Source organism: Streptococcus zalophi (genome assembly GCF_016481285.1).
Classification (GTDB): domain Bacteria; phylum Bacillota; class Bacilli; order Lactobacillales; family Streptococcaceae; genus Streptococcus; species Streptococcus zalophi.
The window spans coordinates 101,642-125,808 of record NZ_JAENBP010000002.1 but is presented as its reverse complement, the minus strand read 5'-3'; the positions used below and the strand labels follow the sequence as shown (position 1 = coordinate 125,808).

General features: G+C 33.2%; 25 protein-coding genes. 7 read left to right on the top strand and 18 right to left on the bottom strand.

Translation table 11 applies throughout. The features are described 5' to 3' along the window. Window positions 1–10: 10 nt before the first annotated feature. The 7 genes from JHK64_RS02175 to JHK64_RS02145 form a co-directional block, all read right to left on the bottom strand. Window positions 11–616, bottom strand: coding sequence for a lysozyme family protein (locus JHK64_RS02175; protein WP_199567367.1), 606 nt, complete (start codon window positions 614–616; stop codon window positions 11–13). 114 nt (window positions 617–730) lie between these two features. Continuing rightward, window positions 731–1,981 carry a serine hydroxymethyltransferase gene (gene glyA / locus JHK64_RS02170; RefSeq protein WP_199567366.1) on the bottom strand — a complete coding sequence of 417 codons (1,251 nt, stop codon included), beginning with the start codon at window positions 1,979–1,981 and terminating at the stop codon, window positions 731–733. Between the two features lie 11 nt (window positions 1,982–1,992). Then, window positions 1,993–2,586, bottom strand: a complete 594-nt coding sequence (locus JHK64_RS02165; protein WP_199567365.1) for an L-threonylcarbamoyladenylate synthase — start codon at window positions 2,584–2,586, stop codon at window positions 1,993–1,995. Then, complete coding sequence (prmC, locus tag JHK64_RS02160) at window positions 2,579–3,409, bottom strand: peptide chain release factor N(5)-glutamine methyltransferase (RefSeq protein ID WP_199567364.1); 831 nt, start codon at window positions 3,407–3,409, stop codon at window positions 2,579–2,581. The genes JHK64_RS02165 and prmC overlap by 8 nt, the downstream gene beginning before the upstream one ends. After that, complete coding sequence (prfA, locus tag JHK64_RS02155) at window positions 3,409–4,488, bottom strand: peptide chain release factor 1 (RefSeq protein ID WP_199567363.1); 1,080 nt, start codon at window positions 4,486–4,488, stop codon at window positions 3,409–3,411. The genes prmC and prfA overlap by 1 nt, the downstream gene beginning before the upstream one ends. Window positions 4,489–4,504: 16 nt before the next feature. Further along, window positions 4,505–5,074, bottom strand: coding sequence for a thymidine kinase (locus JHK64_RS02150; protein WP_199567362.1), 570 nt, complete (start codon window positions 5,072–5,074; stop codon window positions 4,505–4,507). Between the two features lie 161 nt (window positions 5,075–5,235). Beyond that, the gene (locus JHK64_RS02145) at window positions 5,236–5,526 is read right to left on the bottom strand and encodes a DUF4176 domain-containing protein (protein WP_199567361.1); all 291 of its coding nucleotides are present in this window, start codon (window positions 5,524–5,526) and stop codon (window positions 5,236–5,238) included. Between the two features lie 177 nt (window positions 5,527–5,703). Here JHK64_RS02145 and JHK64_RS02140 point away from each other — a divergent pair, with 177 nt between their 5' ends. Further along, window positions 5,704–5,889 (top strand): 4-oxalocrotonate tautomerase, encoded by a 186-nt coding sequence (locus tag JHK64_RS02140; protein WP_199567360.1) that lies wholly within the window; start codon window positions 5,704–5,706, stop codon window positions 5,887–5,889. An 18-nt stretch (window positions 5,890–5,907) separates the two neighbouring features. On the opposite strand, the gene JHK64_RS02135 is transcribed toward JHK64_RS02140, so the two are convergent. The 6 genes from JHK64_RS02135 to adhP form a co-directional block, all read right to left on the bottom strand. After that, window positions 5,908–6,960 carry an ArsR/SmtB family transcription factor gene (locus JHK64_RS02135; RefSeq protein WP_199567359.1) on the bottom strand — a complete coding sequence of 351 codons (1,053 nt, stop codon included), beginning with the start codon at window positions 6,958–6,960 and terminating at the stop codon, window positions 5,908–5,910. Further along, entirely contained in the window at window positions 6,960–8,204 is a 1,245-nt protein-coding gene (locus tag JHK64_RS02130; RefSeq protein ID WP_199567358.1) for an MFS transporter, read from the bottom strand. The genes JHK64_RS02135 and JHK64_RS02130 overlap by 1 nt, the downstream gene beginning before the upstream one ends. Window positions 8,205–8,340: 136 nt before the next feature. Next, the gene (locus tag JHK64_RS02125) at window positions 8,341–9,516 is read right to left on the bottom strand and encodes an MFS transporter (protein ID WP_343044074.1); all 1,176 of its coding nucleotides are present in this window, start codon (window positions 9,514–9,516) and stop codon (window positions 8,341–8,343) included. A 162-nt stretch (window positions 9,517–9,678) separates the two neighbouring features. Beyond that, window positions 9,679–11,205, bottom strand: a complete 1,527-nt coding sequence (locus tag JHK64_RS02120; RefSeq protein ID WP_199567357.1) for an ABC transporter permease/substrate-binding protein — start codon at window positions 11,203–11,205, stop codon at window positions 9,679–9,681. Then, entirely contained in the window at window positions 11,202–11,927 is a 726-nt protein-coding gene (locus tag JHK64_RS02115; protein ID WP_199567356.1) for an ABC transporter ATP-binding protein, read from the bottom strand. Before JHK64_RS02115 ends, JHK64_RS02120 begins: the two co-directional genes overlap by 4 nt. 129 nt (window positions 11,928–12,056) lie before the next feature. Further along, a complete protein-coding gene (gene adhP / locus JHK64_RS02110) occupies window positions 12,057–13,073 on the bottom strand; it encodes an alcohol dehydrogenase AdhP (protein ID WP_199567355.1) in 1,017 nt (338 codons plus the stop codon). A gap of 189 nt (window positions 13,074–13,262) precedes the next feature. On the opposite strand from adhP, the gene JHK64_RS02105 reads away from it, so the two are divergent. From JHK64_RS02105 to JHK64_RS02095, 3 genes are all read left to right on the top strand, one after another. Next, window positions 13,263–13,994: a hypothetical protein gene (locus JHK64_RS02105; protein WP_199567354.1), complete on the top strand. Its 732-nt coding sequence runs from the start codon at window positions 13,263–13,265 to the stop codon at window positions 13,992–13,994. 117 nt (window positions 13,995–14,111) lie between these two features. Continuing rightward, window positions 14,112–14,858: an ABC transporter ATP-binding protein gene (locus JHK64_RS02100; RefSeq protein WP_199567353.1), complete on the top strand. Its 747-nt coding sequence runs from the start codon at window positions 14,112–14,114 to the stop codon at window positions 14,856–14,858. Between the two features lie 125 nt (window positions 14,859–14,983). Beyond that, window positions 14,984–16,465, top strand: coding sequence for an ABC transporter permease (locus JHK64_RS02095; protein WP_199567352.1), 1,482 nt, complete (start codon window positions 14,984–14,986; stop codon window positions 16,463–16,465). A gap of 38 nt (window positions 16,466–16,503) precedes the next feature. Here the strand turns inward: JHK64_RS02095 and pepC are convergent, their stop codons facing one another. The 5 genes from pepC to yjbM all read right to left on the bottom strand — a co-directional run bounded on the left by pepC (window position 16,504) and on the right by yjbM (window position 21,326). Continuing rightward, window positions 16,504–17,835: an aminopeptidase C gene (gene pepC, locus JHK64_RS02090; protein WP_199567351.1), complete on the bottom strand. Its 1,332-nt coding sequence runs from the start codon at window positions 17,833–17,835 to the stop codon at window positions 16,504–16,506. A 130-nt stretch (window positions 17,836–17,965) separates the two neighbouring features. Then, window positions 17,966–18,949 (bottom strand): phosphate acetyltransferase, encoded by a 984-nt coding sequence (pta, locus tag JHK64_RS02085; protein ID WP_199567350.1) that lies wholly within the window; start codon window positions 18,947–18,949, stop codon window positions 17,966–17,968. A 10-nt stretch (window positions 18,950–18,959) separates the two neighbouring features. Beyond that, complete coding sequence (locus JHK64_RS02080; RefSeq protein WP_199567349.1) at window positions 18,960–19,850, bottom strand: RluA family pseudouridine synthase; 891 nt, start codon at window positions 19,848–19,850, stop codon at window positions 18,960–18,962. After that, complete coding sequence (locus JHK64_RS02075; RefSeq protein ID WP_199567348.1) at window positions 19,847–20,680, bottom strand: NAD kinase; 834 nt, start codon at window positions 20,678–20,680, stop codon at window positions 19,847–19,849. The genes JHK64_RS02080 and JHK64_RS02075 overlap by 4 nt, the downstream gene beginning before the upstream one ends. Then, window positions 20,655–21,326, bottom strand: coding sequence for a GTP diphosphokinase (gene yjbM, locus JHK64_RS02070; RefSeq protein ID WP_199567347.1), 672 nt, complete (start codon window positions 21,324–21,326; stop codon window positions 20,655–20,657). The genes JHK64_RS02075 and yjbM overlap by 26 nt, the downstream gene beginning before the upstream one ends. A gap of 94 nt (window positions 21,327–21,420) precedes the next feature. Here yjbM and JHK64_RS02065 point away from each other — a divergent pair, with 94 nt between their 5' ends. The 3 genes from JHK64_RS02065 (at window position 21,421) to JHK64_RS02055 (ending at window position 24,167) form a co-directional block, all read left to right on the top strand. After that, window positions 21,421–21,990, top strand: coding sequence for a CYTH domain-containing protein (locus JHK64_RS02065; protein WP_199567346.1), 570 nt, complete (start codon window positions 21,421–21,423; stop codon window positions 21,988–21,990). 81 nt (window positions 21,991–22,071) lie between these two features. Next, window positions 22,072–23,049 carry a ribose-phosphate diphosphokinase gene (locus tag JHK64_RS02060; RefSeq protein ID WP_199567345.1) on the top strand — a complete coding sequence of 326 codons (978 nt, stop codon included), beginning with the start codon at window positions 22,072–22,074 and terminating at the stop codon, window positions 23,047–23,049. A gap of 2 nt (window positions 23,050–23,051) precedes the next feature. Next, window positions 23,052–24,167, top strand: a complete 1,116-nt coding sequence (locus JHK64_RS02055) for a cysteine desulfurase family protein (RefSeq protein ID WP_199567344.1) — start codon at window positions 23,052–23,054, stop codon at window positions 24,165–24,167.

Sequence of the window (24,167 nt, the reverse complement as noted above, 5' to 3'; positions counted from 1 at the left end):
CACCTGCTTATTAAAATAAACTGACTAGTTTAATCAAGTAGAGGTTCATCTGTACTTGTTTGGCATAATAACTATTGCCGCCATTACGATAGAGTTTTCCATCTCCGTAAAACAGAGAAACAAGTGTGTAATAGTCATACGTTTCTTTTGTATCATTTCCTAAACTAGGTGCAACGACATCTCTAGAGTATATCTTAGCAAGCTCAATCGTATTAACCCCACCATTTTTTGCAATATATGAGATATAGGATTGACCAAAATTATAGGCTTGGACAGCAGTCCACACATCGACATCAGATTTTTTAGCTTCTATCAGGTTTTCTGATAAAACAGCAACGCCTTGTCTAATGCTTTCTTTATTATCTGTGATTGTTCCAACTTCTCCTGTAGAGCTTTCACTGGATTGCATCACATCACCTTCACGACCTTTGGTTTCAGTGTAAATCATTGCCAAAATGAGATCTTCATTTGCAGGTGTATCATTTTCAGCTAAAACCTCTCTTACCATTGTTCGATAAGACAAAACAGTTTTAACATTACGATAAACGGTTATGGAATGGTAGCCAATAAAAAGACACAAAAGAATGATGACAATCCTTCTTATTTTTTTAATCATCGTTTATTCTATCTTTCGTTAATACTCATAAGATTAATCAAGCGACATTCCATTTTGAAGGTGAAATACTATAAGAAAACAAATGGCTCTAAAGTGCTACTACTTTCTTTTTAATTAGTATAAAGGAAAAGCATCTGTCAAAGCTTTAATTTCAGCTTTAACATCATTTAAAATAGACTCATTGTCATGATTTTCTAAGACTTTGATCATAAGTTCAGCAATTTTAATGCTTTCTTTTTCACCCATACCACGACTAGTAATAGCTGGTGTTCCAACCCTAATACCAGATGTTTTAAATGGTGATAGTGTTTCAAAAGGAATTGAATTTTTGTTGAGGGTAATATTAACTTCTTCTAGTACGTTTTGTGCTAGTTTTCCGTTTTCAATCACTTTAGTGACATCAACTAAGAAGAGATGGTTATCAGTACCGCCTGAAATGACACGGAAATTGTCATTTTTTGCAAAAATATCAGCCATGGCTTTTGCATTTGCCACAACATTTTTAATATAGGTTTTAAATCCAGGATCAAGTGCCTCTTTAAAAGCAACTGCTTTTGCAGCAATAACATGTTCTAACGGTCCACCTTGAAGACCAGGGAAAATGGCTGAATTAATTTTTTTAGCGATTGCTTCATCATTAGTTAAAATCAAACCACCACGTGGGCCTCTAAGAGTTTTATGGGTTGTTGATGTAACAACATGAGCATAAGGCATTGGGTTAGGATGATATCCAGCTGCTACTAATCCGGCAATATGAGCCATATCAACAACAAGATAAGCGTTAACACTATCAGCAATTTCACGGAATTTTTTAAAATCTAAAGTTCTTGAATAAGCTGATGCTCCAGCAACAATCAATTTTGGTTGGTGTTCAGTAGCTAGTTTTTGTAACTCTTCATAGTCAATCATTTCGGTTTCAGGGTTAAGCGTGTAAGGAACAAAATGATAGGTTTTTCCAGAGAAGCTTACTGAAGCCCCATGAGTTAAATGTCCACCAGCAGCTAAATCCATTCCAAGAACAGTATCTCCTGGTTCAATTAAAGCCATATAAGCACCTGCATTGGCTTGGCTACCTGAGTGGGGTTGAACATTGGCAAAGGAAGCTCCAAATAGTTTTTTGGCGCGTTCAATCGCTAAGTTTTCAATGATATCAACAACATCAGTACCACCATAGTAACGTTTTTCAGGATAACCTTCAGCATATTTATTGGTTAAAATAGTGCCTTGTGCTGCCATGACTGCTTTTGAAACAACATTTTCAGAAGCAATCAGTTCAATATTGTTTTGCTGGCGTTCCTCTTCTTTAACAACGGCATCCCAGACCTCAGGGTCGAAGGCTTTGTAATCTTCTTTATCAAAAATCATAACTTCTCCTTTTATTCAAATGTCATTTCTGGTAGACGTGACAAAATATCTGTTTTTGTGATAGTTCCTTGACGTAAAATTTTTGCTTTTTCACCAGATAAATCAAGAATCGTTGAATCATATCCTGTTAAAAAAGCATCATCTTTAATGCCAGAGACCCTTCCCTTAAATGATACCATAATATCATCAAAATAGACACCACTTTCTTTGCCAGAAATATTTGCGGACGGACCAATCAAGGGTCCATGTTCTCTAATAAGTTGAAGGGTTAAAGGGTGTTTTGGAACTCGAAAACCAATGGTCTTCATTCCAGAATTAAGCCATTCAGGAACCTTATCATTAGCTTCTAAAATAATAGTCAGTGGACCAGGTAAAAAACAATCGTATAATTTTTTAAGATACTTCGGCTGATTACTTGAATAGCTAATCATTTCCTCATAAGAAGAAATATTGAGATTTAAAGCTTTGTCTAGAGGTCTTTGTTTGAGTTGATAGACCTTATCTACAGCTGTTTTATCAAATGCTTTAGCAAATAGTCCGTAAACTGTTTCTGTCGGTAAAACAACAGCACCACTATTTTTTAGAATCTCTGACACACTAGGCATCTGCAATCACCACCATTCTATCACGACCAAAGGAATCCTTTAAAACACGAATAGTTTTATTTGGAAAAGATGCTTGAAATAGCTCTTTTACCAACGCCCCTTGTTTATACCCAATTTCTAGGTAAATTTTGCCATTTTGCTTTAGATGATTTTTACTTTCATTAGCAATTTGTTCATAGATGGCTAATCCATTATTATCAGCAAATAATGCATTATGGGGTTCATATAAAAAAACGTTTTTATCAACTTCGTCACTATCAGAGTTTGCAATGTAAGGTGGATTAGAAACAATAATATCAAATTTTTCATCAATAGCTTCAAAAACATTTGATAAGTAAAAATTTATCTCAACACGATTTTGTTTTGCATTTTCCTTAGCTAAAAGAAGAGCTTCTTGAGAGATATCTGAAGCTGAAACAGACCAGGATGGCTTCTTTTTCGCAAGTACAATGGCAATCGCGCCACTTCCTGTTCCAATGTCAAGAACGCTTAAGTCATTTTCGAGATTTTCTTTTAAAATCAATTCCACCAACTCTTCCGTTTCGGGTCTTGGAATCAAAACACGTTCATCAACTTGAAGACAAGTATCATAAAAGTCAACCTGACCCACAAGATATTGTGCAGGATAATGGTCTTTTAGTTGATTAGTAATTTCTACCAATAATTGGTAGTCTTTTTGTGGAACAGACTCATTTTGTTTTAGAATAAAATCTGTTTTTGACCAATTCTTTTTAGCTAAAAAAACATATTCTAAGGCTTCTTTTTCAGCACCTGTTTCTTCAATTTCTTTTTCGAGTTGTGAAAAGATTTGAGCGTAATTCATTAGTTGTTTAACTCTTCTAATTTCTTAGTTTGATCATATAAAACAAGGGCATCTACCACTTCATCAAGTTTTCCGGCTAAAATAGTATCTAGTTTTTGTAAGGTTAAACCGATACGATGATCTGTCACACGATTTTGAGGAAAATTATAGGTTCTGATGCGTTCAGAGCGATCACCAGTCCCAATGGTTGATTTACGTTCAGCATCTTGTTCGTCTTGAGCAATTTGAGCAAAATGGTCAGCCACTCTTGCTCTAATGATTTTCATCGCTTTGTCTCTATTTTTTTGCTGCGTACGCTCTTCTTGCATTTCAATTTTGATATTGGTTGGTAAATGGACAATACGAACAGCAGTGGCTACCTTATTGACGTTTTGTCCACCTGCACCTGAAGCATGGTAAATATCAACTCGAAGATCATTTGGGTCAATTTCATACTCGACATCTTCCACTTCTGGCATAACAAGAACCGTTGCAGTTGAAGTATGAACACGTCCTTGACTTTCAGTGACAGGAACACGTTGGACACGGTGAGCACCACTTTCATATTTTAACTTAGAGTAGACTGACTGGCCTGATACCATAGCAATCACTTCTTTTAAACCACCAACACCGTTGGTACTAGCTTCCATTACTTCAAACTGCCAGCCTTGTGCCTCAGCATATTTTTGATACATGGTTAAAAGATCACCTGCAAATAAAGCAGCCTCATCACCACCAGCAGCTCCCCTAATTTCTAAGATAATATTTTTGTCATCATTAGGATCTTTTGGTAAAAGAAGAATTTTAAGCCTTTCTTCAAGGTCCTCTTTTTGAGCTTTTGACTCTTTTAATTCTTCTTTAGCCATTTCTTCAATGTCAGCATCGCCTTCAGAGTCTTTAATCATCTCTTCAGCATCTGTAATGGCTTGGAGAACGTCTTTATACTCCTTGTATGTTGCGACTGTGTCGCGTAAACTAGCTTCTTCTTTTGAGAGTTCCATAAAGCGTTTAGTGTTACTAACAACTTCTGGGTCACTCAAGAGTTCTCCTAGTTCTTCATAGCGGTTTTCAACTGATTCTAACTGATCATAAATGTTCATAATATGTGATTCCTTTTTATAGTTCTGGGTTAAAGTAATGTTTACGACAAACGGGGATGTAGGTTTCATTGCCACCAATTTGGATTTGTTCTCCTTGATAGACAGGTTTTCCTTGCACCGTTCTTAAGACCATGGTTGCTTTTTTACTACAATATTGACAAATGGTTTTAATCTCTTCAATCTTGTCAGCCATTAAAAGCAAGTATTTAGATCCTTCAAAGAGCTCATTTCGAAAATCATTTTTTAGACCAAATGCCATCACCGGAACATCTAGTTCATCAACAACTTTGGCCAAATCATAAACATTTCTTTTTGTAAGAAATTGGGCTTCGTCAATTAGGATACAGTAAGGTTTGATTTCTAAATTAGCAATATAAGAAAAAACATCCATATCATCAGAGATGGGAACTGCCTTTCTTTTCATGCCAATTCGACTAGAAACAACCCCAAATCCATCTCTGGTATCAAGGGCGCTAGTCATAATAACCACAGGTTTCCCCTGTTCTTCATAGTTATGAGCCACTTTTAAAATCTCAATGGTCTTACCAGAATTCATTGTTCCGAATTTATAATATAGCTGTGCCAAAATATCCTTCTCCTACTTTTAATGTCCTTACTATTTTAACATAATTCTAGCAACTATTCATGTAAATCTTTAGTAACTATAAAGAATTTTGATTGTCGAAGATAAATTTTAATAGCAATGGGAAATCATAATAAAAACCGGTGATAAACCGGTTTAGATACTTACATTTTTGCTTTTTTGACAGTTAGTTCATTTTCCCACTCTTTATACTCTGTTAAATACTCATCTTCTTCTTCGTCTTTAAAACCTTCAAAAACGACTTTTTCAATGTTTTCTTGATTAAAAAAGATAGAATCCTCAGGATTAATCCCTTCTGGATAGACAACTCCCGCATAATCACTGTAAACTTCTTCACCGTCTAGATTAAACTCTGGACCTCTTCCAATAATCATGACTTTTGTTGTTGAGTCTTGTAAGTAAACAATTGTTCCTAAAGGTAATAATTTTGTCATTTTGTTCTCCTTTTGTTTTCTAATTTATTTTTTTAATTATGGTTAGATAAATATCTTATTTATTTATCTATCTTAGCATATTTTAATTGTTATTAAAACAGCTTAAAACAAATTTTTATTATATTCTTTTTCTTATTTATGTTAGAATGTCATTATCAAAATATAAAGGAGTCCATTATGCCATTTGTAAAAATTGATCTATTTGAAGGACGTTCAGAACAGCAAAAAATTGATTTAGCGCGTGATGTTGCGGATGTCGTTTCAAAGCATACTAAGGCACCTAAAGAGGATATTCATGTCTTTATCAACGACTTGGTTGAAGGTAGCTACTTCCCTCATGGTGAAATCAAACGAAAAGGTTAAGCATTAGCTTAACCTTTTTTAGTTATCATTTAATAAGTCATTTTCTAGTTTCTTAATGACATCTTTTAACAAATCTTTATTGAGATTGTATTTAACATTATCATCAGTTTTATTGATTGTTAAGAGTTTCGAATTGACTAATTTTTGCGTATGAAATGTCACCGCAGAACTTGTTATCCCAAGATTTTCAGCAATGGTTTTAATCTTAATATCTGGCTTAGTTAAAGCGGCAAAAATCTCGTATCTGGTAACATCACTCATAATTTTTAAAACTGAAGTCAAATCCTCATTATCAAGCTTATCATTGGCATCATAAATCTCATTAATTCTACTTGAAGCAATGATTAAATAGGGAACATTAACTAATGAAGATATCCTAGTAATTGACAATCGTACTAAATAAGGACTTAAAAAGAAAATTTTATAGGGTGAATCAAGCATATTTGTAATAAACTCTTTAGAAATATTAGGAATCTTTAAATATGTTTTTTTAACATCAAATCTTTTGGCGAATTCTTCTCTTTCTTTTTGGTATTTTTGATAAAAGGGGTGATAGATTGGTTGAAAAGTAAGAATTAAGTCGCAAAGACCAGTCATAAACTCTTGAGGATGCTTAAAAGCTTGTAGCCAATACCATTTTTCATCGGCTTTTAAATCGGATGTTTCAATTGCAGTGATATAGTTAAATTCTTTTTCACTTGTTTCTGAAAAATCATTACTAATTAATAAAGACAAAACATATTTGACTTCTTCTTCACTTAGTTTTTTAAATAAAGCCACTACTTCTTTTATTGTCTTTGGATCTTTCTTTTGATTAAGAAGATAAAAATACAAGGCCGAAGTAATTGAACTATTATAAGGAATAGCTAGATAAAATTGCTTTATTTGTTCTTGATACTTTGAAAAAAGTTCTATTAGTTGATCGGTGTCTGATAGCGTGTCTGATAATATTTCCTTTTGTTTACTAGTCATATCAACAAGATAATCTTCAAAAGGTGAATTGAAAAAAACAGGTGCTATTAAAAATTCTAAAATCATACTTTGGTGGTCGTTACTTTGTTTTATTGTCATTACAAACTCCTTTCTTTATAAATGGTATAGATGAGTAATAGGATAGAACCTACTAAAAAGGTTAGTAAAATAAGATTAAGAGGTAAAACAATGACTAGGGCTGAAATTAAGAGTCTTGCTGCAATTGTTCCTAATTGAAAATAGGAACCAATCCCTGACATCAGACTAGCAATCTTATCTTCAGGAAGACTATTCATTAATTTTGCGGACATCTTAGGGTTAATGACAGCTGATAGTATCGCCATGACTAGCACAAAAGCCACAAAGGCATAACTATTATGCCAAAGTAAACATAAAAAGATAATTGGTGGGAAAAAAGAAATGATAAAAATCATTTTTATTAATGAAACATTCTTAAACACATTGGGTGCTAAAAAACTACCAATGATTGTTCCTAACGTAAAGGCAAGAGGTAATGCCATAATGGTTATTGGTACGTTAAGAATGACAAAATTAGCATCTTGATTGATTAACAAGAGAACAACAACACCCAGAATGCTAAATAGACCGTTAAAAATTGGAGCAATCACCATAGAAAATTTAACTTCCGGAATTTTTTTCAATTCCTGAAAGATTAAAAGAATATTTTCTTTCATGCTTTTAAAAATTGACTGATTTGATTCAGAAGTTGTTATTTCTATGGGTTTTTCCACTAACAATCCTTGTAATTTTGAACGAATGCTATAGATAATCAGTCCAGCCACAACAAAGGTTGCTGCATTTGCAAAGGCCAAGTTTTGGAAACTCATCCAAATAATCAAAAGTGCACCTGTTGGTTGCATCACAATTGACATCATTGAACCAGCTGCTTGTCTAAAACTAATCGCTGCTTCTCTATCATCATCCGAAACGATTCTCAGACTGATTGGAGCAAATAAACCATTTTCATATTGACCTGAAACATCTGAAAAAAGATTGATAAGAATAGCAATAATCACTATCCAAAGAGCTGGTTGAAAGCCCATTAAGATACCAACTACTGCATATAAGAAAAATCTAAAAGTCAATGTGTACAAAATCATATCAACTTTATTCTTAGTTTTATCAGCATAAATTCCCATGACAAAGCCAGTGATTATCGGTAAAGCCTCTGAAATACTGACAAGTGCTACTGCTATTTTTGTTTCGGGAATTAAAAGAACATAGTTCATAAGGGCATAGTAATAAAGAATATCACCAAAATTTGAAATCATGTCAGAAAGAAAGCTTAACATGAATAATGAATTACGAAAAACTTTTTTCATAAGTACTCCTTTAATATTATATCAAAATATTAAACAATTGTTTAACTAAATAATATCATTATAATAATATTAAGTCAATACTTATTTAAAATTAAATATATACTTAATAAAAAACTCTCAGAAAAATCTAAGTTTTTTAACTAAATAATTGTTGTTCTTTACCATCTGGTAAGGGGATTAGTCTAATCAATAGTATGGCTAAAATTAGTGTGACTACTAAAAACCATGACATCATTTCATAACTAAAGTGATCTAAAATAAAACCAATAATATTTTGAAAAACGATAGATGATAGGCTTAACATCGTTTGTGCTACTGCTAATGCTGTAATAATAATTTTTTTATCAACTAAGGAGGAAATGATTTTAAGATTAACCATGATAAACATCATGGAACCCGTGTGTTTTGCTAACAAGGTGACAATAATTTTAAAAAAAATACTACTATCAAAGGCATACACAGTATACTGCAGCGTAAATAAGAGAACAGGTAGAAAAAGAAGGGTTTTACTTTTATATTTGTCCATAAAAGAGTAAGAAAAAAAGATTAATGGTGCTTCACAAATCACTGCAATAGCCACAACAGACGATGCATGACCAACAGATAAGCCACTATTTTGTAAAAGTGCAGGAACAAAGGTATGGCCAGACATCATAACACCAGAAATGAGGGCAGAAACAAGTAAATAATAGATGAAGGTTTGGTTCTTAAAAAGTAGCAATGGACTTACTTTTTTGGAGGTATCATCGTTCTTGTGTTTCTCAGAAATGGGTATGCCAAGAACACCAATAAAAGAAAGAACAATGCCAATAAGAAAAGCTATAAAAATGGCTTTTGGTGCAATATAATCATATAAAAAGCCAGCTAATTGTGCTCCTGTCGCAAAACCAATAGTTCCCCAAATTCGAATACGTCCATAGGGAAACTGACCTGTGGCAGCAATATGTTCAAGGGCAGGGCTATTACCATTTAAAGTGAGTAAAACCCAACTATAACAAAGAGTGATTAACCAAATATTTTCTGTCAAAAGCATGCCTATCCCTCCAAATATTGATAAGGAAAACAAGGTTAAAATCACTTTTTTGTTATTGTAGCGGTCATTAAGATAACCAATAATAGGCTGACCAACCATGGATGCCAAAAAAGACATAGACACAACCATTGAAACTTGACTAGGTCTAAAGCCAATATTTAAAAGATAAACTGAGATTAAGGTCGAAAATAAAGACCAGGCTAAAAAATAAAAGTTATACATAAGAAAATAACTAAAATACTCTTTTCGACGTTTTTTAAGCATTTTTTTGTTTACCACTACTCTCTAGATGACGTTATATTTTTGTTTTTCTAGTTTACCATTTTTATAACCATTAATAAAGACAAAAAAAGCTAAGAAAAGTTTTCTTAGCTTCGTATTTTTATAGTCTTTAGAGTCAACTTATAATCGTTTTAAGGAGACTGTTTTTACTCTAGTTTTTTATTTCGAAATAAGTTGATGACTAACTAGATAGTCATGTGCAACGTCTTTTGCTGCTTTTCCTTGAGATTTTACCTGATAATTCATCTCACTCATTTCTTCTTCAGTTATTTTACCAGACAATTCTTCAAGAATGGCTTCTATTTCAGGATACTTTTTAAGAGTATCTTCTCGCATCAGTGGTGCTCCTTGATAAGGAGGGAAAAGTTGCTTGTCATCTTCTAAAAGAACAAGGTCAAACTCTTTGATTTCACTGTCTGTTGAGTAGGCATCCATGATTTGAATATCTCCTGATGAAATTGCTTGATAACGAAGAGCAGGTTCCATTGTTTTAACGTTTAAATTGAGACCATATAAAGATTGCAACCCTTTATTGCCGTCTTCACGGTCGTTAAATTCTAATGTGAACCCTGCTACCACTTCTGGAGCGACCTTACTTAAATCAGAAATAGTTTTTAAATTATATTGATTGGCAAGTTCTCTTGTAACAGCCAAGGCATAGGTGTTTTGGAAAAGCATTGGCTTCAAATAAACTAATTTATCTTGCTTGTAGATATTAGTTTTTGCTAATTCATAAACCTCTTGAGGATCATTTGAAACATCAACTGGATTTGTTAGAAGACTTGATGTCACAGTTCCAGTGTATTCCACATAGATATCAACATCACCAGATTTTAAAGCTTCGTATAAAAAGGTTGTTTTACCAAAATTTGGTTTTAAGGTAACCTTGATATCTGATTGATCTTCAATCAATTCTTTATACATATTACTGAGTATTTCTGGTTCTGGTCCTAATTTACCAGCAATGACAAGTTCTTTTTGATTTTGATTAGGCATCATGTGTAATTGTGGGAGAAAACTGATGCTTAATCCAACAATCATAGCCATAAAGACTGCCATTATTCGTCTTAATTTTGCTTTTTCTAAATAACCAAGGACAAGATTAAAAATAATGGCTAAAAAGGCAGATGACAATGCACCAATTAAGATGAGGCTAGTATTGTTTCTATCAATTCCTAGCAAGATAAAAGAACCTAATCCTCCAGCTCCGATAAGAGCTGCAAGTGTTGCTGTTCCAATAATCATAACGGCGGAAGTTCTAATACCAGACATGATGACAGGCATGCTTAGTGGAATTTCAAACTTCTTTAGCTTCTCCCAGCGCGTCATCCCAAAAGCTGTTGCTGCTTCTTTCAAGCTAGGATCAATACCTCTTAAGGCAGTAATCGTATTTTGAAGGATGGGAAATAAGGAATAAATGATCAATGTTGATACAGCAGGGACTGTTCCGATTCCCATAAAAGGAATAAATAAACCTAAAAGAGCTAATGAGGGAACGGTTTGAAAAATTCCAGCAATATGTAAAACAACTTCTGAAATTTTCTTATTTTTTGAGAGCAAAATTGCCAAAGGAACGGCAATGAAAACAGAGATTAACAAAGCTAGCAAGGAGAGTTGTAGATGTTCCACTAGGGCATTTGTCCAATCAGAAAATCTTTCGTTAAAGGTTTCAATTAATGTCATCATAATCTTCCTCCTTTAAACAGACTCTCTACAAACTCATTTTCTGGAGAATGAATTAACTCTTCCGGTGTTCCGACTTGAATCAACTCACCCTTGTTTAAAACAGCGATACGATCACCCAAACGTAGTGCTTCATCAATATCATGAGTGACAAAAACAATCGTCATGCCAAATTCTTCTTGAAGAGCTAAGGTTAAATCTTGTAGTTGTTTTCTAGAAATAGGATCTAGTGCACTAAAAGGCTCATCCATTAGAAGAACTTTAGGATTTGTGATGATAGCTCTTAAAATACCAATACGCTGTTGTTCACCACCAGAAAGTTCACTCGGGTAACGTTTTAAGTACTTACTTGATAAAAGGCCAACCTTATCTAATAGTTGAGTGGTTTTTTCAAGCCGTTCTTTTTTTGACCAGCCTTTCATCTCTGGAATAAGGCCAATATTTTCAGCTACCGTCATATTGGGAAAAAGGGCAATTTGTTGTAAGACATACCCCATTTGCAATCTTAACTCTCTTGGAACAAGTTCGTGAATCAACTGATCTTGGAAATAGACACTTCCTGATGTTGGTTCAATCAAACGATTGATCATTTTTAATAAGGTTGTTTTACCGCTACCACTCGGACCAACTAAAACAAAGATTTCTCCTTGTTCTATCGTTAATGATAAATTATTAATAACCGTATTGTTATCATACGTTTTAATAATATTTTTAAATTTTATCATTTGTCATCCTTTCATTTGAAATAGGACATTTTCCTATTTTCTTATGTTACCATAGACAGATAAAATCAACAATTATTTTATTTAAAAAATGATGGCAATTTGCCATCATTTTTATATGATTATTTATACTTATAAGCTAAAATCAAGTACTTTTCTTCCTTGAATAAGCCCTTTTTCCATTTCATCAAAAATGGCGGGAGCATCATCAACTGGACATTTTTCAACGACTGGTACAACAAGTCCTTCTGCACCAAATTGGAAAGCTTCTTCAAGATCTTTTCTGGTTCCAACAAGAGAACCAACAATTTTAATGCCATCTAAAACGGTTTTAACGATAGAAACATCCATCATCTCAGAAGGTAAACCAACGGCTACTACTGTACCACCTGCACGAACACTATCAACTGCTTGATTAAAGGCAACTTTTGAAACAGCGGTAACAACAGCAGAATGACATCCGCCTGTTTTTTCTTGAATAAATCCTGCGACATCTTCAATTTCTTTACCGTTAACAACTAAATCTGCTCCTACTTGTTTTGCCAATTCCAATTTATCATTATTGATATCAATGGCGACAACATGTGCATTGAAAACTTTTTTGGCGTATTGAACGGCTAAATTACCAAGTCCACCTGCCCCATAGACAGCAATCCATTGACCTGGAGCAGCACCGCCTTCTTTGATAGCTTTATAGGTTGTTACACCAGCACAAGTAATTGAACTTGCTTGAGCAGGGTCTAAACCTTCTGGAACTTTTACGGCATAATCAGCTGTTACTACTGCATACTCACTCATTCCGCCATCAACACTATATCCTGCATTTTTAACTGTTCGACAAAGAGTTTCACGGCCTGTTGTACAATATTCGCAGTGACCACATCCTTCAAAGAACCAGGCAATTGAGACACGATCACCAACTTTTAAGGAAGTCACATCATCAGCAATCTCAGTTACTATACCAATACCTTCATGACCTAAAATACGTCCAGGAACTTGACCGAAGTCACCATTTGCCACATGCAAATCTGTATGGCAGACACCGCAATATTCAACTTTGACTAAAGCTTCACCATGACCAATTTTTGGTAAGTCATGATTAATAATTTCAACACCATTTGATGCTTGATTTACTACAACTGCTTTCATTATAGTCTCCTTTTTAAAAATTTACTTGAATCGATTACACTTTATGAAATCGCTTACAATTTTATTATACAAAAATAAATTTAAAAAACAATAACTTTGTTACATTTTTAACATTTTTTTGTTAACTAGTTAACAAACTAGAACTACTTTCATATTGCTTTTTTAACAAAAAGTGATTATGATAAAGATATGAGAAAAAAACTTCATCTACTTGCTGTTTGGAACAGTAAAACTGACACATCTCTTCATAAAAAATTTTTTGAAAAATTAGCAGACTCCTTTTCAGATATCTGTCATATTGAACTAATCGAAGCAAGTCAAATTGTTCCTGATAAGGTCTTATTAAGAAATAATTATGTTGGCTTATTAGCTTTTTCACCATTAAAAGTAGATTTGCCTTCTCTCTTATTTAGTAATCAGCCTATCAATGACAATGAAAATATTTATATCTCAAATATTTCTGAAGCTTTTACTAATCCTGAGAGCATACTTTTGATTAGTAATAAACTTTTCTTATTTGTAAACAAACTTCAAAAGAATTCTTTTAATTACCTACCATTTAATTTTTCCGTTTATGATGCTAATGATAGGTTAGACTATAGTAATGACAAAACTGATAATGAATTTTCTATTGAGAGTCAACCTAAGGAAAAGATTGAAGATTGGATTGTTGAAGAAGTGAAAAACTCACCTAGTCATTCTTTCACTCTAACAATTCCAACAATGTCATCTGAGAAAATCTTAATTCAACATTTTCAAGGACTTTACGATAAGAATCAACGTTATCATGGAGTGCTTCAGAATGTCTTTGATTTAAAACCAATTCTTGAAAACTATCTCAATGAAACAGGTCAAGCCATTGTACCTTGGTCAGATGTGACTTCAGGTGCTTCCATTAAAAATGATAATTTTGATTTATAACAAAGAGACAAACAAGTCTCTTTTTCTTTTAGATTGATGACTCTGTTCCGTTTTAACTTGACTTTGTATTATGCTTTAAGTACAATTATTATAAATAATATGAAAGGAACTCTGGAAATGATTACTTTTGAACATATAACAAAACGTTATGGTGATTTTGACGCTTTAAGCGATCTCAACTTAACCATTAATAATGGTGAAATTTTTGGTCTAATCGGTCATAACGGAGCCGGTAAAACCACTACTATTAGTCTTTTAACATCAATTATTGAACCAAGCTATGGTAAGATTTTAGTTGATAATTTACCTCTTGATGAAAACCGTGATGCCATAAAGAAAAGAATTGCCTATGTTGCAGACTCTCCAGATATTTTCCTTAGTTTATCAGCTAATGAGTATTGGCATTTTATTGCAAAAATTTATGGCATTTCTGATAATGTTACCAAAGAAAGAATTAACGAATTAACTAATCTTTTTGATATTTCAGACAAACAATATGAAACCATTGATAGTTTTTCTCACGGGATGCGACAAAAAGCGATGATTATAGGCGCACTAATACCAAATCCTGATATTTGGATTTTAGATGAACCTTTAACAGGACTTGATCCACAAGCTTCTTTTGATTTAAAAGAAATGATGAAAAGGCATGCTAAAGAAGGCAATACAGTCCTTTTTTCAACACATGTCTTATCAGTTGCTGAACAACTTTGTGATCGCATCGGTATCTTAAGAAAAGGTCAGCTAATTTTTGTTGGTACCTTATCAGAATTAAAAGAGAATTATCCAGATAAAGATCTTGAGACCATTTATCTTGAATTAGCTGGAAAAAATGGTAGACAAGAGGCAGGTGATCTTAAATGAATTGGTCAAACATTTGGGAACTCATAAAAATTAATATTCTATACACCAATCCTCAAGCCGCTACTGCTTTAAGAAATAAACAGAAAAAAAATCCACACAAAAAAATAACTGTCTATAAAAAAATGATGCAACAACAACTAGTAGGAATGATCGTTTTTACTTTCATTCTTCTTTATCTTTTTATTGGTATTGATTATAGTGTTCATGCCGGTTTATTCTCTATTCAAGTTGGTGTTTTTTCACTAATTTCTATTATTCAAGCTTTTTCTACATTTTTTTCTGTTTTTTATGATAGTAAAGACAGTAATCTCTATTTACCTTTACCAATAAAGTCTCAAGAAGTTTATCTTGCTAAGCTATTATCATCTCAAGGGAATTCTTTAATGTTTTTAATGCCAATTTTCGCTTTATTTTGTATTGCATTTGAACAACGTCTAGGGCTTCTAATTGGTACACTTCTTGCCATCTTATTATTTTTTGTATTAATACTGCTGATTAATTCAATTGCTATTATCCTTATTAATGTTACTGGTAATATTCTCGTTCAAAGTCCTTACAAAAAATTCATTTCAACAACTATTATGATTGTTTCTACCATTATTTCACTAACAATGGTCATTTTGATTCAAAATGTAAGTGCTGAAATTAGCATAGAAAACAGTACAATCGTGTTTCCAAATATTCCTTATTTTAGAGGATTTTATGATGTTGTTGCTAATCCAATGAGTTCTTCTAGTTTAATAAATTTTTGGTTAAGTTTTGTATTCTTGTTAGGATTAATGGTTTATATCAAAAAAAATATCATTCCTAATTATATTAAACAATTAAAAAATATTGATTTACAAAAAACTTCTATAACAAAGAAAAGAAAATCAAAAAATAATTCAGACTTAAACATCTTATTACTAAAACATCATTTTTCAACTATTATCAATGGTACATTAATTGTACAAAGCTTTTTGATGCCAATTCTTTTACCTTTTTCTTTTTTAAGACCATTGTTTAATTATGAAAATGGCACTAATGGTTTAAATCTCAGTCTAAGTTATTTTGGAATTGCTTTTCTAATTGGTGTAGTTTTAGGAAACTTTACCTCATCTCCATCGAGTTTTATTGGGGTTGCAATGTCTTTAGAACGTGAAAACTTCAATTTTATTAAAACGTTACCATTTAGTTTTTCCTTTTTTCTTAAACAAAAATTCTACTCACTTCTACTCCTCCAGCTCTCCATTCCATTAATTGTTTATACTATTGTTGCTTTCGTTTTTTTACATATCCCAATTATGCTATATTTCTTCTTTGTTATGGGACTTTTATTATCATCCTATTTAAGTAGCGAATGGCTTTATCAAAGGGACTATAAACTATTATCACTTAATTGGCAAAATATTACACAATTATTTTCTAGAGGAAAAGGAAAATGGTTAACTGTCGGAATTATTTTTGGCAATTTTATTTTTGGTGCAATACTAATCATGGCTGAAGTTTATTTTAGTAGGATTTATGACCCATTAGCAATAAGCATTATTAATATGACAGTTATTATTCCTTTGCTTTTATTCTTACACTTACGCATCAAGAAAAGATTTTGGAATCAATTACCATAAAAAATAAGACTACTGATTTTTCAGTAGTCTTATTTTTATTAAGCTAAAGCTCCCATTGGATCCCAAGGTGCCAACACTTTTGGTGTTGCTTCATAAGCTGCTAATTCTTCTTTGGTTAAGAGTTCTTTTCTAACAACAATTTGGTAAGTGTATTCGTCCATCCAAGCATCGCTTGCAACAAAATAGCCTTTCTCACCAACTTTTTCACCCCAAGAATTTTCAATCTTCCATTTTAATGGTTGATCATTTTCATCCAAATCAACCCCAGTTAAGACCATAGCATGAGTCATTAGACTTTCACTATAATCAAGGCGTCCAGCCTTATCTTGAGTCAGAGAAATGTCCATGCTAGATGAGAAGTCATAAGTATTTAGGGCCATAACACCATTTTTACGATCACTTGATTGTCCAACATCACAACCAAACCAGACAGTCTCACCAAGTTGCATTTGCTTGATGGCTAATTCTTTAAAACGGTCCATCTCAAGGTTTAGATATTTAACATCACGACTACCAACCACATTACCTAAGAGTTCAACTGTATATGATTTTCCGAAAGGTTTATCAGCAGTTGGTGCATTGATAATTGAAACATAATCAGATAATTTTAGGCCAACATATTTGTCATAAAAAGCTTGTGGTGTGATATCTTTTTCAGTAACATATTTATCATTCTTATCACGATATGAAAAATTGAATTGGCGTGGTGGCAATCCAAGATTCATCGCTAAGAAATTGAAAATTTCTTGAAGGAAAGTTTCTTTTTTGGCTTGAATATCTTCATCAGAAGCTTTTGAAGCTACAAGATCTCTTAATTCTTGTGCGTATTGGCGCAATAATTTATTAAGGTAAGTGTTTAATTCACGACTGGCACTTGAAGAGATTGATTCTGGGTAAATCGCTTTTGGTACGACACCATATTTTTCAAATAGAGAAACAACCATATCCCATTGTCCACCGTCTTGTTGTGGTGTGTCCAAAAGGAATTTAACTTTTCTACTTCCTAATTCTTGGTCTGCTGATGCAATAATTTGTTCTAAGAACCAATTTGACTTTTCATACTTATCCCAGAAAAAAGTATGTGCTTGAGATAATTCAAAATTTTCTAATTGATAGTCATGAATTAATTTATGACGAAAAGTATTAAGTGCAGCAAACATCCAGCAACGGCCTGAAGCTTTTTGGTTGGCAACAGGGTCTTTTGTCAAATCAATAGAAAAAGCATAATGATTTTCAATAGCGCTTTGACGTGTTTCAAGAGATTTTAATAATCCATTGTGTGTCACAGCATTTTCAATAGCAGAAAATTTTGTATTTTCCTCATAATCGTTAAATAATTTTTCCGTAAAATCATTCGTAATATTTTTCATCGATTACTCCTTTTCTTTAAAAAATAATATAGTATTTATTATATTACATTGGTAAAGATAATCAAGTAAAAACAGAATTAGTGACTAAAAAAACCCAAACTAATTTAGTTTGGGTCTCATTGGTTTATTATTAGTTATCAAGAGCTTGTGCTGCAGTAATAATGGCTAATTTGTAAATATCTTCGTCGTTTGAGCCTCTTGATAGGTCATTAACAGGTTTGTTTAATCCTTGTAAAATTGGACCAATGGCTTCAAACATTCCTAAACGTTCAGCAATTTTGTACCCGATATTTCCTGATTGAAGATCTGGGAAGACAAAGACATTAGCATAACCCGCCACACGACTACCAGGAGCTTTAATTTTAGCAGCTGCTGGAACATATGCCGCGTCAAATTGTAATTCACCATCAATGTTAAGATTTGGTGCAAGTTCCTTAGCCATTTGAGTGGCTTGTGCTACCTTGTCAACTGCTGGTGATTTACCACTTCCTTTTGATGAAAAGCTTAGCATAGCAACACGTGGTTCGATATCAAAGATTTTAGCAGTTTCAGCAGTATTGACAGCAATTTCTGCTAATTCATTTGCTGCTGGATCAATATTAATCGCACAATCTGCGAAAATTAATTTTTCATTGGTTGTTTCACGATTCATAATGAAAACACCTGATGTTCTTGACACACCTGGTTTAGTTTTAATGATTTGAAGGGCAGGACGAACAGTATCAGCAGTTGAATGAGCAGCTCCACTAACCATACCATCAGCCAAGCCCATTTGAACAAGCATCACACCAAAATAGTTAACGTCTTTCAAAATATCATCTGCTTGTTCTTCATTGACTTTGCCTTTACGTAATTCTAAGAATTCTTGCTTCATATATTCAAAGTGAACATAATCATTAGGATCAATGATGGTGATGTTTTTCATTGGAAAGCCCTGTTCAATCAAAAGCGCTTTAACCAATACTTCATCACCAAGAATGATTGGTTCTAAAATACCTTCTGCTTTCAAACGACCAGCTGCTCTAATCACACGCTCATCATCACCTTCTGGAAAGACAATTTTAAGATTTTTACCAGTAATTTTTTCTGTTAATGTGTCAAATAATGTTTTCATTATACCATCCTTATTGATTTTTTAAATATAGAATAACTCTTTCAAAGTCATCTGTCAAGCCACTTGAGAAGGTCATCAATTGATTTGTAAATGGGTCTACAAACGATAAATAATAACAATGTAACGCTTGGCGTTTAATGCCTTTATCTAAAGAGCCGCCATAAAGATCATCTCCTAACAAAGGATGACCTAGATGCGAGAAATGCACTCTAATTTGATGAGTTCTTCCCGTATGAAGTTCAATATCGACAAGCTTCACAGTACCGTACTGTTCAACAACTTGAAAACTTGTTTTCGCAGGTTTTCCTGATTCATGAACACGTCTTGTAATGATACTGTCGATATCACGAGCAATTGGAGCTGTTATTTCACCAAATTGTGGTAAGTCTTCTTCTCCATCAACCAGTGCATAGTAACGTTTTTTGATGGCTTTTGTCTGTAATTGCTTATCAAGTCTTGCATGAGCATAACCATGTTTAGCAAACAACATCAACCCACTAGTATCTCTATCAAGTCTAGTAACGATATGAATTTGTTTATTGTCATAACCTTGTTCAATAATGTAGTGTTTCACAAAATTAGCAATGGTATTATCATGGATAGCACTTGGGATACTTGCATAGCCAACTGGTTTATTAATCACCAGATAATGATCGTCTTCATAAACAATATCAAGGGAAAATGGGACCGCCTTTAGTTTTTCATAGGCTGCTTCATTAGGAATATTAACGGTAACAACATCACCTTCACTAAGATTATAGATGGCATTTTGCTCAATGCCGTTTACCCATATATTGCCACCTTTGTATTTGATTTTAGCCAACAAACCTCTTGAAATATCATGCTCTTTTAAAAAACTCTTCACTTTGCAAGATCGATCTGCTTTAAATTCAAATCTCATGCTTCATCTTCTCCGATAAAAGCATCTTTAACCCGTTGCCAGAAACTAGTGTGACTAGCCGTCTCAACAAAACTTACTTTTTGATCAGCAATTTCAAATTCAATTTTGGCAACATTTTTGTAAGAAAAAGTACGATTATCTACTGAAACGATGTAATTACCTCTTCTTTTAGGAATAATTTCAATCTTGTCTTTTTTAGGAACAACAATAGAACTTCCTAGTGTCCGATAAACACGATTGTTTAAGCTAGCAATTTCTGTCAATTGAAGAGCTTCAATAGTTGGATGCAATATAGCACCACCTAAAGACTTATTGTAGGCTGTGCTACCTGTTGGCGTTGATACAGCAAGACCATCACCTCTAAAACGCTCAAGCTTGACATGATTAATGATCACATCAGCAACCATCGTTTTTTCAACGCGCTTAATGGTTCCTTCATTGAGTGCTAGAGCGGTAATCACTCTTTCATCTAGTAAGGTAATGGTTACTTTTAAAACAGGATAAGTCACCTTACTACCACTATCAAGACGTAAACGCTTTAAGAGTGTATCTACTTCAAAATCTTGATAATCGGTATAAAAGCCTAAATGTCCTGTATGAATACCAACAAATCTAACCTTGTCTAACTCATTTTCATACATATGAAAAGCTGACAAGAGCATACCATCACCACCAATAGTAATGACAACATCGGGATTCTTTTTGGTTAAATAAAATTTAGGGTCATTGCGAAAAGCGGTAAATAATTTTGAGGCCACACGTTTACTTTCGTATTTACCATTAGCAATTATTGCCACTCTTATCTTATCTGTATAATTCATCTGTGTCATCACTATTTCCTACACCATCGTTTAATTTTCTAGTCTCTGAATCAAATAAAAGCTGAGCTTCTCTGATATCATCTCTAATTTTACGCATTTCTTCATCTAGTTGAAAAGCTATTCTTGCCGTAATTTCAAGACGTTCCTTAATTTGATCAGGAAATTCTCCCTTATATTTGTAATTAAGAGAATGCTCAATTGTTGCCCAAAAATTCATGGCTAAGGTTCTAATTTGTATTTCTGCTAAAACCTTTTTTTGACCAGTAATCGTCTCAACCGGATATTCAACAATCACATGATAAGAGCGATAACCACTCTCTTTCTTATGATTAATGTAATCACGTTCAATAACAATGTTCATGTCTTTTCTGTTTCTTAGTAATTCAAGTACCTCATAGATATCATCAACAAACTGCACCATAATTCTAAGTCCAGCTATATCTTGCATGTCAGTTGCTAGGTTTTCTTCACTAATAGAACGAACAATCATTTTTTCTTTAATACTTTCAACCGATTTAACACGTCCTGTGACAAATTCTATTGGTGAATGTAGTTTTTGTTTTCTAAACTGTTTTCTGACACCACGCAACTTAATCTTAAGTTCTCCAACTGTTTGAATATAAGGATCTAAAAACTCTTCCCAATTTTCGACCATCAGAGCACACCTTCCTTGTAAAAGTATTAACTTTTTTATAAAATTAATGTAACAACTTATTATACCATAAAAATAGGGGTTAAAGGAAAACAGTATGAATCATTTAGAGATAGAATATAAAACACTACTAAGTAAAGAGGAATTTCAGGCACTTGATAAACTATTTGCCCATATTCCTATCGTGACACAAACCAATTATTACATAGATAATCCTAATCAAGAGATTAAAAAGCAAAAAATGTCTCTACGTATTAGAACTTATCAAAATTCAGCAGAAATGACACTAAAAGTGCCTCAAAAAATAGGAAATTACGAATATAATCTGCCACTAACATTAAATCAAGCAAAAGAACTCATAACAGATTTTAAAATTCCTAATTCTAAAATTAAAAATATTTTAGACAATACTAAAATTGATTTATCGACGATTAAAGTCTGGGGGGCTTTAACCACAAAACGACGTGAAACAAAACTTGAAATTGGTTTATTAGCATTAGATCACAATACTTATGAAGACAACTCTGATTATGAATTAGAACTAGAAGTATCTGATGCCAAAAAGGGAAAATCAGACTTTGATTCCTTTTTAGAACAACATCACATTCAATTTAAATATGCTAAAAGTAAAGTGGCAAGAGTTTATCACTATTTACATGGGAATTAATTTTAGTCTTTTAAAAAAATCACTGAAATATTTTAGCTTTTTTGTTAAAATAGACTTATCATAAAAAGGAGCAAAACTATAATGACACAACGTTATGCTGACAAGCAACTAAAACTTTTTTCACTAACCTCAAATACTGAAATAGCAGAAAAAATTGCCGATGCCGCTGGGATTCCACTTGGCAAACTATCATCAAAACAATTTTCAGATGGTGAAATAATGATTAACATTGAAGAAAGCGTTCGAGGTGATGATATTTTTATCATCCAATCAACTAGTTACCCTGTCAATGATCATCTTTGGGAACTTTTAATTATGGTTGATGCATGTAAACGTGCCAGTGCTCATTCTGTTAATGTTGTTATTCCTTATTTTGGTTATTCTAGGCAAGACAGAATTGCTGCTGCTAGAGAACCAATTACTGCAAAATTAGTAGCAAATATGCTTGTAAAAGCAGGCGTTGATCGTGTCTTAACGTTAGATCTTCATGCTTCTCAAGTACAAGGATTTTTTGACATTCCAGTAGATAATCTCTTCACCATCCCTTTGTTTGCTAAAAGTTATGTTGAAAAAGGCTTAACTGGTGAAGAAGTCGTTGTTGTTAGTCCTAAAAACTCAGGCATTAAACGTGCTCGTGGCCTTGCTGAAATTTTAGATTCACCGTTAGCTATTATTGATTATTCTATGGATGATAGTGAACGTGAAGAAGGTTACATCATTGGTGATGTTGCTGGCAAAAAGGCTATTTTGATTGATGATATTTTAAATACTGGAAAAACTTTTGCCGAAGCTGCAAAAATCTTAGAACGTGGTGGCGTTACAGAGATTTTTGCAGTTGCTAGTCACGGATTGTTTGCTGGTGGTGCTGCTGATATTTTAGAAGTGGCTCCTATTAAAGAAATCATTATTACAGATTCTGTATGCTCAAACGTTCGTATCCCTAAAAATGCACACTATATTTCAGCAAGTGAACTCATTGCTGATGCTATTATTCGAATTCATGAAAAACAACCGCTCAGCCCCTTATTTGCTTACCATGCTGAGAATGAAGAAGGTTAATTATGCCTTATTTTGACAATGCATCTACTACTTTTTTAACACCATCAGTCATTGAGCAAATGACTAAAGTGATGAATTCTACACCTGCTAACCCTTCTAGTATTCATAGTTACGGCAGAAAAAGTAATCAACTATTAAGAGAAGCTAAAGAAAAAATAGCACGACTTTTAAACGTTAATGCTAAAAATATTATTTTAACTTCAGGTGCAACTGAAAGTAACAACACTGCTATAAAAGGGTATGCTTTAGCAAATGAGAACAAAGGTAAGCACCTCATTACTACTAGTGTTGAACATCACTCTGTTTTTGATGTCATGTCTTATTTGGAAAAAAATCATGGCTTTGAAGTCACCTACCTCTCTCCAATTGACGGCACAATCAGTGCTAATCAAGTAAAAGATGCTTTAAGAGACGATACCATTTTAGTTAGCATTATGCATACAAACAATGAAACGGGTCACCAATTTCCAATTAAAGCAATTGGTGACTTGTTGAAAAATCATCAGGCTGTTTTTCATGTTGATGCTGTACAAGCCATTGGCAAAGTTCCTGTTTATCCTGAAGAACTTGGTATTGATCTCATGTCCTTATCGGCACACAAATTTCATGGTCCCACTGGTATTGGAATTCTTTATTCGAAACCTCTACACATGATAAAATTGCTTCATGGTGGTGATCAAGAAGATAAAAAAAGAGCTGGCACTGAAAACCTTGTTGGCCTTGTTGGTATGGCTCAGGCTTTAGAAGACAGTTTGTCTCACCAAAAAGAGAATTACCAACATGTTGTTGCATTAAGAGATCTTTTTTTAAAACAACTAGATGGCGTAACATACTACCTCAACAGTCCCAAGGATGGTCTTGCCCATATTATTAATATTGGTTTTCCAAAAATTAATAACAGTATTTTATTAACTCAACTTGACTTAGCTGGATTTGCAGTTTCTACTGGTTCAGCTTGTACAGCTGGTAATGTAGAACCGAGTCATGTTCTTGCAGCTTTTTATGGAAAAGACTCAGAAAAGTTAAAAGAATCCATTAGAATTAGTTTTTCAGAATTTAATACCACTGAAGAAGTCATCCAATTAACAACAAAATTAAAAGAAATTATAGGTAAATAA